This is a genomic window from Pseudomonas sp. IPO3749, assembly GCF_013386605.1.
GTDB classification, from domain to species: Bacteria; Pseudomonadota; Gammaproteobacteria; order Pseudomonadales; family Pseudomonadaceae; genus Aquipseudomonas; species Aquipseudomonas azotoformans_A.
The window spans coordinates 22,024-36,116 of record NZ_JACARN010000061.1; the positions used below are offsets into that span (position 1 = coordinate 22,024).

Annotated in this window: 11 protein-coding genes and 2 tRNA genes; 9 read left to right on the forward strand and 4 right to left on the reverse strand. The window is 60.4% G+C overall.

The window, feature by feature from the left end; genetic code table 11:
- Positions 1-232: 232 nt before the first annotated feature.
- The 3 genes from HX812_RS23045 (at position 233) to HX812_RS23055 (ending at position 4,838) form a co-directional block, all read left to right on the forward strand.
- Positions 233-1,420, forward strand: coding sequence for an ATP phosphoribosyltransferase regulatory subunit (locus HX812_RS23045; protein WP_038850728.1), 1,188 nt, complete (start codon positions 233-235; stop codon positions 1,418-1,420).
- 54 nt (positions 1,421-1,474) lie between these two features.
- Positions 1,475-2,764 carry an adenylosuccinate synthase gene (locus HX812_RS23050; protein ID WP_003217505.1) on the forward strand — a complete coding sequence of 430 codons (1,290 nt, stop codon included), beginning with the start codon at positions 1,475-1,477 and terminating at the stop codon, positions 2,762-2,764.
- Positions 2,765-2,903: 139 nt separating this feature from the next.
- Positions 2,904-4,838 (forward strand): methyl-accepting chemotaxis protein, encoded by a 1,935-nt coding sequence (locus tag HX812_RS23055; RefSeq protein ID WP_038850726.1) that lies wholly within the window; start codon positions 2,904-2,906, stop codon positions 4,836-4,838.
- A 93-nt stretch (positions 4,839-4,931) separates the two neighbouring features.
- Here HX812_RS23055 and HX812_RS23060 read toward each other — a convergent pair whose 3' ends face one another.
- From HX812_RS23060 to HX812_RS23075, 4 genes are all read right to left on the reverse strand, one after another.
- The gene (locus HX812_RS23060) at positions 4,932-6,497 is read right to left on the reverse strand and encodes an iron ABC transporter permease (RefSeq protein ID WP_038851253.1); all 1,566 of its coding nucleotides are present in this window, start codon (positions 6,495-6,497) and stop codon (positions 4,932-4,934) included.
- Positions 6,497-7,522, reverse strand: coding sequence for an iron ABC transporter substrate-binding protein (locus HX812_RS23065; RefSeq protein WP_038851251.1), 1,026 nt, complete (start codon positions 7,520-7,522; stop codon positions 6,497-6,499). The genes HX812_RS23060 and HX812_RS23065 overlap by 1 nt, the downstream gene beginning before the upstream one ends.
- A 159-nt stretch (positions 7,523-7,681) precedes the next feature.
- Positions 7,682-7,768, reverse strand: a tRNA-Leu gene (locus HX812_RS23070).
- A 152-nt stretch (positions 7,769-7,920) separates the two neighbouring features.
- A tRNA-Leu gene (locus tag HX812_RS23075) sits at positions 7,921-8,007 on the reverse strand.
- A 224-nt stretch (positions 8,008-8,231) separates the two neighbouring features.
- Between HX812_RS23075 and rnr the strand changes: the two genes are divergently transcribed.
- The 6 genes from rnr (at position 8,232) to rplI (ending at position 14,001) form a co-directional block, all read left to right on the forward strand.
- Positions 8,232-10,859, forward strand: coding sequence for a ribonuclease R (gene rnr, locus HX812_RS23080; protein WP_038851249.1), 2,628 nt, complete (start codon positions 8,232-8,234; stop codon positions 10,857-10,859).
- On the forward strand, positions 10,856-11,611 hold the full coding sequence (gene rlmB / locus HX812_RS23085; RefSeq protein WP_038851248.1) for a 23S rRNA (guanosine(2251)-2'-O)-methyltransferase RlmB: 756 nt from the start codon (positions 10,856-10,858) through the stop codon (positions 11,609-11,611). The genes rnr and rlmB overlap by 4 nt, the downstream gene beginning before the upstream one ends.
- A gap of 313 nt (positions 11,612-11,924) precedes the next feature.
- Positions 11,925-12,347 carry a 30S ribosomal protein S6 gene (rpsF, locus tag HX812_RS23090; protein ID WP_003236224.1) on the forward strand — a complete coding sequence of 141 codons (423 nt, stop codon included), beginning with the start codon at positions 11,925-11,927 and terminating at the stop codon, positions 12,345-12,347.
- A 28-nt stretch (positions 12,348-12,375) separates the two neighbouring features.
- Positions 12,376-12,606 (forward strand): 30S ribosomal protein S18, encoded by a 231-nt coding sequence (rpsR, locus tag HX812_RS23095; RefSeq protein ID WP_002551829.1) that lies wholly within the window; start codon positions 12,376-12,378, stop codon positions 12,604-12,606.
- Positions 12,607-12,642: 36 nt separating this feature from the next.
- Positions 12,643-13,536: a hypothetical protein gene (locus HX812_RS23100; RefSeq protein WP_038851246.1), complete on the forward strand. Its 894-nt coding sequence runs from the start codon at positions 12,643-12,645 to the stop codon at positions 13,534-13,536.
- Positions 13,537-13,554: 18 nt separating this feature from the next.
- Positions 13,555-14,001 carry a 50S ribosomal protein L9 gene (gene rplI, locus HX812_RS23105; RefSeq protein WP_003171376.1) on the forward strand — a complete coding sequence of 149 codons (447 nt, stop codon included), beginning with the start codon at positions 13,555-13,557 and terminating at the stop codon, positions 13,999-14,001.
- Positions 14,002-14,093: the final 92 nt, after the last annotated feature.

Genomic DNA, 14,093 nt, shown 5'->3' on the forward strand with positions numbered 1-14,093 from the left:
CTTTCAGAAAACGGGTGTATGATGCGGCAGCCGGGAAATTCCCGGCTTTTTTGCGTCTGCATGTTTGATTCGGCAGGCGTGACAGGTTTTTCGAGGAAAGTGCCCGACGAGGCCGATTACAGGCCGTTCGTCACGTCGCTCTTGCGCGTGGTTTATGCAGGGGGCGGGTATTTTCTGCTTCACTCAAGGCTCGGCCGAGGGCTGGCCGCCCGGATCAAAGGGGAATGGCGTAATGGCAACGGTAGACCGCTGGCTGCTGCCAGATGGCATCGAAGAAGTACTGCCACCAGAAGCTGCGCGCATCGAAGTAGCGCGTCGCCAGGTGTTGGATCTGTTCCAGAGCTGGGGTTACGAATTTGTCGTGACTCCCCATATCGAGTACCTGGAATCCCTGCTGACCGGCGCGGGCCAGGACCTGGATCTGCGCACCTTCAAGGTTATCGACCCGCAATCGGGCCGGCAAATGGGTTTCCGTGCCGACATCACGCCGCAAGTGGCGCGCATCGATGCGCACACCCTGCGCCGCGAAGGTCCGAGCCGCCTGTGCTACGCCGGCAGTGTGCTGCATGCACAGCCGCGTGCCTTGTCGTCGTCCCGTAGCCCGATCCAGTTGGGCGCCGAATTGTACGGCGATGCCAGCCCGAGCAGCGACGTTGAAGTGATCAGCTTGATGCTGGCCATGCTGCAACTGGCCGACGTGCCGGATGTCCACATGGACCTGGGTCACGTCGGTATCTACCGTGGCCTGGCCCGTGCGGCCGGTTTGTCTGGTGAAGTGGAACAACAACTGTTCGATGCCCTGCAACGCAAGGCCATCGATGAAGTGATTGCCCTGACCGCTGGCGTGCCTGCCGACTTGGCCGACATGCTGCGTGCATTGGTGAACCTGTGCGGCGGCCGTGAAGTGCTGGTGGCTGCCCGTGAGCGCCTGGCCAAGGCGCCGGCGCCGGTCCTGGCTGCACTGGACGACGTGCTCGCGATTGCCGAGCAGTTGTCGGCGCGCTTCCCGGAGCTGCCGCTGTACTTTGACCTGGGTGAGTTGCGTGGCTACCACTACCACACCGGTGTGGTGTTTGCCGTCTTTGTACCGGGTGTTGGCCAAGCCATCGCCCAAGGTGGTCGTTATGACGATATCGGCGCCGACTTTGGTCGTGCGCGTCCGGCCACTGGTTTCTCCACCGATTTGAAAACCCTGGTGACCCTGGGGCGTGCTGAGGTCGAGCTGCCGTCTGGTGGCATCTGGATGCCCGACAGTACGGACGCAGCACTCTGGCAGCAGGTTTGCCAGTTGCGCAGTGAGGGTCAGCGTGTCGTCCAGGCCTTGCCTGGGCAACCATTGGCCGCCGCCCGTGATGCGGACTGCGACCGGCAATTGATTCTGCAGAACGGGCTTTGGCAAGTATCGCCACTGGCTTCTTGAGTTTTCCTGCCGGCCATCGCCGGCACCAAGTTTGCGCGAATGAGGACAAGTGTTATGGGTAAGAATGTCGTAGTCCTGGGCACCCAATGGGGTGATGAGGGCAAAGGCAAGATCGTTGATCTGCTGACCGAACATGCTGCCGCCGTAGTGCGCTACCAAGGTGGCCACAACGCTGGCCACACCCTGGTCATCGATGGCGAAAAAACCGTCTTGCACCTGATCCCATCGGGCGTGCTGCGCGAAGGCGTGCAGTGCCTGATCGGCAACGGCGTGGTGGTTGCACCTGACGCCTTGCTGCGTGAGATCACCAAGCTGGAAGAGAAAGGCGTACCGGTGCGCGAGCGCCTGCGTATCAGCCCGTCCTGCCCGCTGATCCTGTCCTTCCACGTTGCGCTGGACCAGGCCCGTGAAAAGGCCCGTGGCGAGCTGAAGATCGGTACCACCGGTCGCGGCATCGGCCCGGCGTACGAAGACAAGGTTGCGCGTCGTGGCCTGCGTGTGGGCGACCTGCTCAACATGCCGCGCTTTGAAGACAAGCTTCGTGAACTGGTGGATTACCACAACTTCATGCTGGTCGGTTACTACAAAGAGCCAGCCATCGAGTTCGAGAAAACCCTGGCCGAGTGCAAGGAATACGCAGAGCTGCTCAAGCCGCTGATGCTGGACGTGACCGCCGAGCTGCACGACCTGCGTCGCGCTGGCAAAGACATCATGTTCGAAGGTGCCCAAGGCTCCCTGCTGGACATCGACCACGGCACCTACCCGTACGTGACCAGCTCCAACACCACCGCGGGTGGCGTTGCGACCGGTTCCGGCGTTGGCCCGATGTTCCTGGACTACATCCTGGGCATCACCAAGGCCTACACCACTCGCGTAGGTTCGGGCCCGTTCCCGACTGAGCTGTTCGACGACGTCGGCGCTCACCTGGCCAAGCAAGGTCACGAATTCGGCGCAACTACTGGCCGCGCCCGTCGTTGTGGCTGGTTCGACGCCGTTATCCTGCGTCGCGCTATCGATGTGAACAGCATCTCGGGCATCTGCCTGACCAAGCTGGACGTCCTCGACGGCCTGGAAACCATCAACATCTGCATCGGCTACAAAGATGCCGAAGGCAAGGACGTTGCTCCGACCGACGCCGACAGCTACGTGGGCCTGCAGCCTGTGTACGAAGAAGTGCCGGGCTGGACCGAATCGACCGTGGGCGCCAAGACCCTGGAAGAGCTGCCGGCTAACGCCCGTGCCTACATCAAGCGTGTCGAAGAGCTGATCGGTGCGCCGATTGACATTATTTCGACAGGTCCGGACCGCAACGAAACCATCGTTCTGCGTCACCCGTTCGCTTAATAAGCTGTTGATGTAAAAAGCAAAGGGCTCCTTCGGGAGCCCTTTGTCGTTTCTGTCGCCTGGACGGCACGACCCTTGCTTTGGTTCTTTCTTTCGCGGTGCTATCAAATTAATGGCACCCGTGGTGGAGGGATTCCCGATGTCTGCCGTTCTCTCATTGTTACAAAGCCGTCTGTTGCGGCCAGTGTTCGTTACCCTAGGTATCGCCCTTTTGGTGCAAGTGCTGGTGGCCGTCGCCCTGACGCGAAGCACCGTCACCGCGTTGGAAGCTGATTTGGGTAATCGCCTGGGTATCGACAGCCAGAAACTGTCGGGTGAATTGGCCCAAGCCGGTAAAGAAGTCACGTCCAGTCTGGACAGCTTGTCGAGCAGTACCCGTCAACGCCTGACAGCGGGGCTTTCAACCCGCCTGCAGGAAGAGCAGAAGCAACTGCGTGCGACCCTGGAAAAAGACCTGAAAGACTCCGCCAATGACATGGCGCAGCTGCTGGCCTCGGTGGCACCCCGCGCCATGTGGGACAGTGACGTGCCGACGCTGTCGGAATTTGCCCGGCGTGCCCAGCGCAATCCCAACGTGCTGTTCGTGGTCTATGACGACGCGGCGGGTGAGCACTTGACCCGCTACCTCAACCGTGAAAATCCGATCAACCAGGCACTGTTGGAAAAAGGCAAGGGTGACCGCGCCCTGGATAAAGTGTTGGATGCGGCCAAAGATGATCCTTCGGTGTTCTATGTCGAGGCGTCCATCAGCCCCAACGGCGTGGAGATTGGCAAGGTGCGCATGGGGGTTTCCACTGCTGCAGTGGAGACGGATCTGGCCGCGCTGGATAAGCGTTTCGCCGCACTGATCGCCAGTGGTGACCAACTGGTGGGCGACAGCCTCAAGGGCGCGGCGGCCGATAGCGCTGCCGCCATGGGCGCGCGCCTGCAATCCGCGCAAGCCACCGCTACACAGATGACCGCCAACACCACCAGCGCCGTCCAGGACGCCGCCGGCACCTTGCGCTGGCGCATCGGCATGGGCTTGGCGCTGGTCGGTTTGGGCGTGTTGCTGTTGATCGCCATCGTGCTCGGGCGCCGTGTGGTCAATCGCCTGAAGCTGCTGATCGCGGCCATGGACGACTTGGCTGCAGGCGAGGGTGACCTCACCAAGCGTGTGCAAATCAGCAGCAAGGATGAAATTGGCGACATGGCGTCGGCGGTCAATCGCTTTGTGGATAAGTTGCAGCCCATCGTTCGCGAGGCGGGGGATGTGGCCCAGCGCACTGGCGTGGAAATCGGCGCGATGACCTTGCGCAATGCCGGTGCCGACGCAGCGGCCGGCTTGCAGCGCGATGAGGTGGCCGAAAGCTTGCGCGCGTTGTCGCAGATGGCCGACGAGGCGCAGGCCGAAAGCCATGCGATGCAGGCGGCGTTGCAGCAAGTGGTGGATATTCGCCAGGCGACGGATGAAAACTCGCGCACCTCGGCTGAGGTCGGCAGTTTGATCGAGGCGCTGGCGGGCCAAGTACAAGCGGGTTCCACCGTCATCGAGCGCCTGGCCCAGCAAAGCCAGCAGATCGAGGTAGTGCTGACCGTGATTCACGGCATTGCCGAGCAGACCAATTTGCTCGCCCTCAATGCCGCGATCGAGGCGGCGCGTGCCGGTGAAACCGGGCGTGGTTTTGCCGTAGTGGCCGATGAGGTGCGGGCGCTGGCGAGCAAGACCCAAAGCTCCACCGGCGATATCCAGGCGCATATCGTGGCGTTGCAGCAGGGCGCGCGGGAGGCGGTGGAAACCATCGGCAAGGCCGGGCGTCAGGCTAATGAAGGTTTGCTGGTGCTGCGCGACAGCGTGCGCTTGCAGCAGACGGTGCAGGCTTCGGTGGAGCAGGTGCACGCGGCGATTGGCTTGGCGACACGCGCGGCCGAGCATCAAGCCCAGGGTGCTCATGCGGTGCGGGGTCGAGTCGAGGTGATCCATGCCCAGGCCGAGCGTGCGGCGCAGGCGGTGGTGGAGACCACCGCCAGTGGCAAGGTTCTGGATGGGCTGGCGGCGCAGTTGAAGGCGAGCCTGGGGCAGTTCAGGGCTTAGTGCCGTCAGTGCCGGCCCCTTCGCGAGCAAGCCCGCTCCCACATTTGGAATGCTTTTCAAAATGTGGGAGCGGGCTTGCTCGCGAAAGCGATCTTAACGGCTCAGATACATCCGAGTCGTTAGCAGATACACCGGCAAACCCGACACCAGAATCAGCAACGCTGCATATGGCGCTGCCGCCGCAAACTCCACATTCGAGGTATGCGCCCACACCGCCGTCGCCAAGGTATTCAGCCCCGTTGGGCTAAGCAGCAACGTCGCCGTCAATTCCTTCATCGCATCCAGAAACACCAGCGCAAACGCCGCCCCCAATGCCGGGAAAATAATCGGTAAGGTCACCCGGCAAAACGCACTGAACGACGAGGCGCCCAACGTGCGTGCAGCCTCTTCAAGCTGCGGCGCAGCCTTGTTCAGCGCGGTACGGATCGGCGCCTGGGCCAGCGGCAAAAACAGCAGCGCATAAGCAATCAACAACAATGCCGAGGTCTGGTACAGCGCCGGCACATAGTGCAGGGCGAAGTACACCAGCGTCAGCGCAATCACCAAGCCGGGCAGGGCGTGCAGCAGATACGGCAGGCGTTCGGCCCAGATCGCCAACTGGCCTTTGTAGCGCACCACCAGCAGTCCGACCGGTACAGCCAATACCAGGCAGAGCGCGGCGCCGCCCAAGGACAGCGCCAATGAGGACAGCAACGCTTCACCGATCTCTGCTACCGGGAAGGCGGCAGAAGATCCCACTGCCAGCCAATAACCGAGCATCCCCAGCGGAATCCCGCTGCCGATGATCGCCAGCGCCAGGCAATACACCTGGCCCAATGGTGCCCACTGACCCAAGCGAACCTGCTCCGCATGCCGCGCCGCGCCCTGGCCGATACGCACATGCCGGCCCTTGCCGCGCACACGCAGCTCCAGCCACAGCAGCGTCAGGCACATCACCAGCAACACTGCCGAGAGCATTGCGGCATTCGCATTGCTGAACTCAAGCTCGAACTGTTGGTAGATCGCGGTGGTAAAGGTCTGCAAACCGATGATCGACAGTGCGCCAAACTCCACCAGCATATGCAGCGCAATCAACAATGCCCCGGCCAGCAGTGAGGGCCACAACAGCGGCAAAGTGATGCGAAAGAACACGCCCCAGCGATTCAGCCCCAGGGTGCGGGCCGACTCTTCCAGGGAGGGGTCAAGATTGCGCAGCGTCGCTGCCACCGGCAGAAACACCAGCGGGTATTTCGACAGGCTCATCACCAGGATCGCCCCGCCAAGCCCTTCGAAACTGGCGCTCAGCGATACCCAGGTAAAGCTGCTGACAAACGCCGGTACTGCAAACGGCAGGCACAGGATCACGCCCCAGATGCGTCGCCCCGGCAGGTTGCTGCGCTCCAGCAGCCAGGCCAGGGACAGGCCGATCACGCCACACGTCACCGTCACCCCGACCATCAACGCCAAGGTATTGCGCAGCAACCCGAACACATACGGCCGCCAGAGCAGGTGCACCGCCTCCGCCCAGCCGGCTTGCCACGCCTTGAGCCCCACATAAGCCAGCGGCAGCAGACTCAAGCCGACCAGCAACAGAACGGGCAGCAACAACCAGATCGACGGGCGCTTGCGCCTTGGGCGCAACCCCCCGCACAGGGCGGGGGCGGGTAGCGATGGGTTCATCAGTTCAAGCCAACGTCACGTTCCAGATCCAAGGCTTCTTCGGCGTTGCCCAGGTCGGCGGGGGTGACTTTCGGCGGTTGCAGTTCGCTGAAAGGCTTGAGGCCACGGTTGGATTCCATGCCTTTGCGCAGCGGGTATTCGGCCGAGGTGTTGGTGATGACGCGCTGACCCTCTTCACTGGCCATGAACGCCAGCAGTTGCTGGGCTTCTTTCGGATGCTTGCTGGATTTCAGCGCCGCCGCCGAAGACACGGTGATCAAGCCACCGGCATCGCCATCGGTGAAGTAATGCAGTTGGGAGTCCAGGTTCGTTTTTTCTTTCTTCAGGGCGAACCAGTAGTAGTTGTTCACCAACACGGTGGCCACTTCGCCATTTTCAACGGCTTTGAGGGCGACCATGTTGTTGCTGTAGACCTTGCCGAAAGCGCGCAGGCCGGTCAGCCATTCTTCGGCGGCTTCACGCCCGTGAAGCTTGATGATCGCCACGGCCTGTTCCTGGAACGCGCCGCTGGTAGGTACGAAGCCGACCTTGCCTTGCCACTCGGGGCCGGCGAAATCCAGTACCGATTTGGGCAGGTCTTTTTCAGCGATCAATTTCGGGTTGAACGCCACGACGCGGGTGCGTGCGGTCACGCCCATCCAGTCGCCGTTGGCGCCGACGTAATCCTTGGGCAATACGTCGAGGGTGCTGGCGTCGATCTTGGCCAGCAGGCCTTGTTCGCCGAGTTTGTTCAACGGTGGCGATTCTTCGGTGTAGATCACGTCGGCAGGCGAGCGGTCGCCTTCTTCCACGACCTGGCTGGCGAGCTGATTGCTGCTGCCTTTGCGCACGTTGACGTGAATGCCGGTCTTGGCTTCGAAGGCCTTGGCGAGTTCATCGCCGACTTCTTTATGCTGGCCGTTGTACAGGGTCAGGGAAACCTTGTCGGCGGAATACGCGGTGGGCGAGAGCAGGGTCAGGCCGAGCAGAGTGATGGTCAGGCCGCGCAGAAGGGATGTCTTGAGATGGGTATCGCGGATCATCATCCGGGTTGTTCCTCACTTGTATGCAACAAATACTTACAAGGATAAACGATAAAGTTTCTCAGGTGCGGGCGAGGGGGCAAATCGCTGGGAAAGTTTCCGAGATGAGGTTTTTAAAGCCCGGAAACGAAAAAACCCGCTTTCGCGGGTTTGATCTGAATTTGGTGCCCAGGAGAAGACTCGAACTTCCACGACCTTGCGATCACCAGCACCTGAAGCTGGCGTGTCTACCAATTTCACCACCTGGGCATTATCAGCAGCGCTTGCGCTGTTGATGGGACGAACTATACGGAGGGCTTTTTGATCTGTAAACCCCTGATTCGAAAAAATAAATCAAGTTTTCCGTTAAAAATCAAAGACCTGAAACGAAAAAACCCGCTTTCGCGGGTTTGATCTGAATTTGGTGCCCAGGAGAAGACTCGAACTTCCACGACCTTGCGATCACCAGCACCTGAAGCTGGCGTGTCTACCAATTTCACCACCTGGGCAGCATCAACAACGTTGCCGTCGTCGATGGCGCGCACTATACGGAGGGGATTTTAAGCTGTAAAGCCCTGCCACGAAAAAAGCCTGGAAAATTTCGCCAATGGTCGTGCAAGGTGCCCGCCGGGGGCTGCAAAGGGCTTTAAAAGGCTTGTTGGCGTCTGAAATTTCCCGTTTCAATACGCGTATGCCAAACTAACCCGCATATAGACAAGGTGAAAACTCTCTAATGGCCGATTGGCAGTCCCTCGATCCCGAGGCCGCTCGTGAAGCGGAAAAATATGAAAACCCTATTCCTAGCCGCGAACTGATCCTGGCGCATCTCGCCGATCGGGGTTCGCCTGCTAGCCGCGAGCAGCTGGTCGAAGAATTCGGTCTGACCACCGAAGACCAGCTCGAAGCCCTGCGCCGCCGTTTGCGTGCCATGGAACGTGATGCTCAACTGATCTACACCCGCCGTGGCACTTACGCGCCTGTGGATAAGCTCGACCTGATTCTGGGCCGCATTGCCGGCCATCGTGATGGTTTCGGCTTCCTGATCCCCGACGACGGCAGCGATGACCTGTTCATGAGCCCGGCGCAAATGCGCCTGGTGTTCGATGGCGACCGTGCCCTGGCGCGCGTTTCCGGCCTGGACCGTCGCGGTCGCCGTGAAGGCGTGATCGTCGAAGTGGTGTCCCGTGCCCACGAGTCCATCGTCGGCCGTTACTTCGAAGAAGGCGGCATCGGCTTTGTGGTGCCGGATAACCCGAAGGTCCAGCAGGAAGTGCTGATCACTCCGGGCCGTAATGGCGCCGCCAAAGTCGGTCAGTTCGTCGAGGTGAAGATCACCCACTGGCCAACGGCACGTTTCCAGCCCCAGGGCGATATCGTTGAAGTGGTCGGCAACTACATGGCGCCGGGCATGGAAATCGACGTTGCGCTGCGCACCTACGATATTCCCCACGTCTGGCCTGAGGCTGTGCTCAAAGAAGCCGGCAAGCTCAAGCCTGAAGTGGAAGAGAAAGACAAAGAAAAACGCATCGACCTGCGCCATCTGCCGTTCGTCACCATCGACGGCGAAGATGCCCGCGACTTCGACGATGCGGTCTACTGCGAAGCCAAGCCTGGCAAGCTGCGCCTGTTCTCCGGTGGCTGGAAGTTGTTCGTCGCGATTGCCGACGTGTCCAGCTACGTGAAGATCGGTTCGGCCTTGGACAACGAAGCTCAGGTGCGCGGCAACTCCGTGTACTTCCCTGAGCGCGTGATTCCGATGCTGCCTGAGCAGCTGTCCAACGGCCTGTGCTCCCTGAACCCGAAAGTCGACCGTTTGGCCATGGTGTGCGAGATGACCATCTCGAAAACCGGCGAAATGACCGACTACCAGTTCTACGAAGCGGTGATCCATTCCCAGGCGCGCCTGACCTACAACAAGGTCAGCACCATCCTGGAAACGCCGAAGACCAGCGAAGCCAAGGCCCTGCGTGGCGAATACGCTGGCGTGGTGCCGCACCTCAAGCAGCTCTATGCGCTGTACAAAGTATTGCTGGGCGCTCGTCACGTACGTGGCGCGATCGACTTTGAAACTCAGGAAACCCGGATTGTCTTCGGTTCCGAGCGCAAGATCGCCGCAATCACCCCGACCACGCGTAACGATGCGCACAAGCTCATCGAGGAATGCATGCTGGCGGCCAACGTGGCCACCGCTGAATTCCTGAAGAAGCATGAGATTCCTGCGTTGTACCGCGTGCACGACGGCCCGCCGCCGGAACGTCTGGAAAAACTGCGCGCCTTCCTCGGCGAGCTCGGCCTGTCCCTGCACAAAGGCAAGGACGGCCCGACGCCGAAGGACTACCAGGCTCTGCTCGCGAGCATCAAGGACCGTCCGGATTACCACGTGATCCAGACCGTCATGCTGCGCTCCCTGAGCCAGGCGGTGTACAGCGCTGATAATCAAGGCCACTTCGGCCTGAATTACGAGGCGTACACCCACTTCACTTCGCCGATTCGCCGTTACCCGGACCTGCTCACGCACCGCGCGATCCGCAGCGTGATCCACTCCAAGCAGAACACCCCGCACGTCAAGCGCGCCGGTGCCATGACCATTCCGAAAGCACGGATCTATCCGTACGACGAAGCGGCCCTGGAACAGCTGGGCGAGCAGTGCTCCATGAGTGAGCGCCGCGCCGACGAAGCCACCCGCGACGTGGTGAACTGGCTCAAGTGCGAGTTCATGAAAGACCGCGTAGGCGAGACTTTCCCTGGTGTGATCACGGCCGTGACCGGCTTTGGTCTGTTTGTCGAGCTGACCGACATCTACGTCGAAGGCCTGGTGCACGTCACCGCGTTGCCGGGTGACTACTACCACTTCGACCCTGTGCACCACCGCCTGGCGGGCGAGCGCACCGGTCGCAGCTTCCGTCTTGGCGATACCGTGGAAGTGCAGGTCATGCGCGTCGATCTCGACGAGCGCAAGATCGACTTCGGCATGTCCGACAAACCAGCCGAATCGCCGGGCAGCCGTAAAAAACGCGGCAGCGAACCGACCAGCAAAGGCAAGGCAGCGCCCGCTAAAGCAGCGACCGCCGAGCCTGCACCTGCCAAGGCCGGTCGTCGTCCGTCCGCGAAGGAAAAGGCCCCCGAAGCCTACCGTCCAAGCGATGCGGCGGCGAAAAACGCCGAGCTGCGCAAGAGCCGCGAGTTGAAGCAGCAGTTGCTCAACGAAGCCAAAAGCGGTGGTAAAGCGGCGTCTGGGGGAAAGTCCCGCGGGGCGGAAAATCCGTCGAGCAAGCCAAGTAAGCACCGTAAAGGCCCGCCAAAAGCGGGTTCGGGCCCTGCCAAGAGCGGCGGGTCGCGCAAACCTAAGGCCAAGTCATGAGTCTGGAAAAAATCTACGGCGTCCACGCCGTAGAAGCACTGCTGCGTCACCACCCGAAACGCGTCAAGCAAGTGTGGCTGGCCGAAGGCCGCAGCGAGCCGCGCGTGCAAGCGCTGGTCGAGTTGGCGACCCAAAACAAGGTTGCCATCGGCCAGGCCGAGCGTCGCGAAATGGACGTGTGGGTCGAAGGCGTCCACCAGGGCGTCGTTGCGGACGTCAGCCCGAGCCAGGTCTGGGGCGAGGCGATGCTCGACGAGCTGCTCGATCGCACCGAAGGTGCGCCGTTGCTGCTGGTGCTGGACGGCGTGACCGACCCGCACAACCTCGGCGCTTGCCTGCGCTCGGCGGACGCTGCCGGCGCGCTGGCGGTGATCGTGCCTAAAGACAAGTCCGCGACCCTGACGCCGGTTGTGCGTAAGGTCGCCTGCGGCGCGGCGGAAGTGATTCCGCTGGTGGCCGTGACCAACCTGGCGCGCACCCTGGAGAAACTCCAGCAGCGTGGCCTGTGGGTCGTGGGCACGGCAGGCGAGGCCGAGGTCAGCATTTATGACCAGGACCTCACCGGCCCGACCATCCTGATCATGGGCGCCGAGGGCAAAGGCATGCGTCGCCTGACCCGCGAACATTGCGATTACCTGGTGCATCTGCCGATGGCCGGTAGCGTCAGCAGCCTCAACGTGTCGGTTGCCACCGGCGTGTGCCTGTTTGAAGCCCAGCGCCAGCGCGGTGCGAAGGCCAAACCGAAGAAGTAATCAAGTTTGGCGCAGGTCAAAATGTGGGAGCGGGCTTGCTCGCGAATACGGTACTTCAGTCAGCATTTTGGGTGACTGATACACCGCTTTCGCGAGCAAGCCCGCTCCCACATTGGTTTTGTGTTTGGCCTGAGAGGGTGATTGTTCAAATAATCACCAATCACCTTGCACGCTTCCTCCCCCTTCTCTACAATTGCGCCCCTTGCCTTCCTGGCGGGCACCGATGTGCCTCCCTGCGGCAAGATCCATAAGTGTCATTCACTCCTTGTCTGACCGTTTTTGAGCGGCAGGCTACAACCCGTAAGGAGCATTCATGCGTCATTACGAAATCATCTTTTTGGTCCACCCGGATCAAAGCGAGCAAGTCGGCGGCATGGTTGAGCGTTACACCAAGCTGATCGAAGAAGACGGCGGCAAAATCCACCGTCTGGAAGATTGGGGCCGTCGTCAACTGGCCTACGCAATCAACAATGTTCACAAGGCTCACTACGTGATGCTGAACGTTGAGTGCACTGGCAAGGCCCTGGCCGAGCTGGAAGACAACTTCCGCTACAACGATGCTGTGATCCGTAACCTGGTCATCCGTCGCGAAGAAGCCGTTACCGGCCAATCCGAGATGCTCAAGGCTGAAGAAAACCGCAGTGAGCGCCGTGAGCGTCGCGACCGTCCTGAGCACGAAGGCGCTGATAGCGCTGATAGTGATGACAGCGACAACAGCGATAACGCTGACGAGTAATCCACGGACCTTTTAAGGAGCCTATCAAATGGCACGTTTCTTCCGTCGTCGTAAATTCTGCCGCTTCACCGCTGAAGACGTGAAAGAGATCGATTACAAAGATCTCAACACTCTGAAAGCCTACGTATCCGAGACCGGCAAAATCGTTCCAAGCCGTATCACCGGTACCAAAGCACGTTATCAGCGTCAGCTGGCCACCGCTATCAAGCGCGCCCGCTTCCTGGCCCTGCTGGCCTACACCGACAGCCACGGCCGCTGAGACCGGGCAGTCGACAAGTAGTAAGGGATTGAATGCATGCGCGCCTTAGCTGAGTTCATCATGCGCGGTCGTGTGCAGGCCACTCTCGTAGTGGCTGGATGTGCAGCATTGCCGTTGTTGTATTGGTTGGCTGCTGCCGCTGGGTGCCTTGTGCTCCTGCGGCGCGGTTTGCAGGATGCCCTGGGTATCCTGGCCCTGGGAGTCGTGGCTGCCTTGATCTGGTGGCTGCAACTGGGCGAACCCAAAGTGCTTTTGGTGCTGCTGGGGTCGTCGAGCCTTGCGTTGGTTTTGCGCGCAAGTGAGTCCTGGGTCCGCACGCTGCTGGTCAGCGTGGCATTGGGGTTGGTGTTTTCGGTGTTGATTGACGCGGCTTTCCGCCCGCAAATCGAGGCGCTGTCGCAAGAGATCGCCAAGATCCTGCCGATGGCCCTCGGGGAACTCTACCAGCAGCTTTCGGTAGAAGAGCGAGCGCGACTGGCAACACTGATTGCACCGGCCCTGATCGGCCTGATGGCGGTAATGATGCAGATCGTCAGTTTGCTGAGCCTGATGCTTGGGCGATATTGGCAGGCGTTGTTGTACAACCCGGGTGGTTTTGGTCGCGAATTTCGCAGTATCAGAATCCCCGTGGGCCCGGCGATGTTGCTGCTGGCACTCATGATGGTCGGACCGTACTTCGGTTCACAAGCCACCTTGCTAGTGCTGTTTTGCAGCGTACCGCTGGTGTTTTCCGGACTGGCCCTGATTCACGGGCTGGTCGCGCAGAAGCGCCTGGCCAAGTTCTGGCTGGTGGGGATGTACGTAACGATGCTGGTGTTCATGCAACTGATCTATCCGTTACTCGTGGTCTTGGCCATTGTCGACGGCCTGATTGATTTTCGCGGTCGTCTGGCGTCGAAAGACGCCGATAACGCGAACGGTGAAGGTTAAAAGTTAGAGGATTTTCACATGCAACTGATCCTTCTGGAAAAAGTCGCCAACCTGGGCAACCTGGGCGACAAAGTGAACGTTAAGGCCGGTTACGGTCGTAACTACCTGCTGCCATACGGCAAAGCCACCGCTGCAACCGCTGCCAACCTGGCTGCGTTTGAAGAGCGTCGTGCTGAGCTGGAAAAAGCAGCAGCAGACAAAAAAGCTTCGGCCGAAACTCGCGCTGCCCAACTGGCTGAGCTGGAAGTGACTATCACTGCCACCGCCGGTGACGAAGGCAAGCTGTTCGGTTCGATCGGCACCCACGACATCGCTGATGCACTGACCGCCTCCGGCGTTGAAGTGCAGAAGAGCGAAGTTCGTCTGCCGAACGGCACCATCCGCAACGTAGGCGAATTCGACGTAGCCGTGCACCTGCACGCCGAAGTTGAAGCCACCGTACGCGTTGTCGTGGTAGCAGCTTAAGCAATACCTAACTGACTGGCACCTCGCGTGCCAGGCAGTTAACATCGGGCACGATCCTGTTTACAGGTCGTGCCTTTTGTTTTTCTACACAC